Genomic DNA, 392 nt, shown 5'->3' with positions numbered 1-392 from the left:
CTATACTGACCACGGGCTGACGGGCACCAACCGCGCCCGCCCCGGTCTCGACCAGGCACTGGCAGCCGTGCGCGAAGGCGATGTGCTGGTCGTGCCAAAACTGGATCGCCTTGCCCGGTCCGTCCCCGATGCACGCGCTATCGCAGAACAGCTGGAAAAAAAGGGCGTCAAGCTCGCCTTGGGGATGTCTATCTACGACCCGACGGATCCCATGGGCAAAATGTTCTTCAACATTCTCGCTACCTTTGCCGAGTTTGAGGCCGATCTGATCCGGTTGCGCACGAAAGAAGGCATGGCCATCGCCCGTGCAAAGGGAAAACTCCGAGGAAAACAGCCAAAACTCTCTGAAAAACAACAGAAAGAACTCGCGCGCATGCATGCAACCGGCGAGT

Annotated in this window: 1 protein-coding gene; it reads left to right on the top strand. The window is 58.4% G+C overall.

Features of this window, described 5'->3' with window-relative positions; translation table 11 throughout:
* Nucleotides 1-16 precede the first annotated feature (16 nt).
* A partial coding sequence (locus tag A3722_RS15500; RefSeq protein WP_201722046.1) for a recombinase family protein occupies nucleotides 17-392 on the top strand: 376 nt, incomplete at its 3' end.

Origin of the sequence: Sulfitobacter sp. HI0027 (assembly GCF_001634775.1) — a bacterium.
Taxonomy (GTDB): Bacteria; Pseudomonadota; Alphaproteobacteria; order Rhodobacterales; family Rhodobacteraceae; genus Sulfitobacter.
Note: the sequence above shows the minus strand (reverse complement) of the source record. Positions and strands in the feature narration are given on the sequence as shown.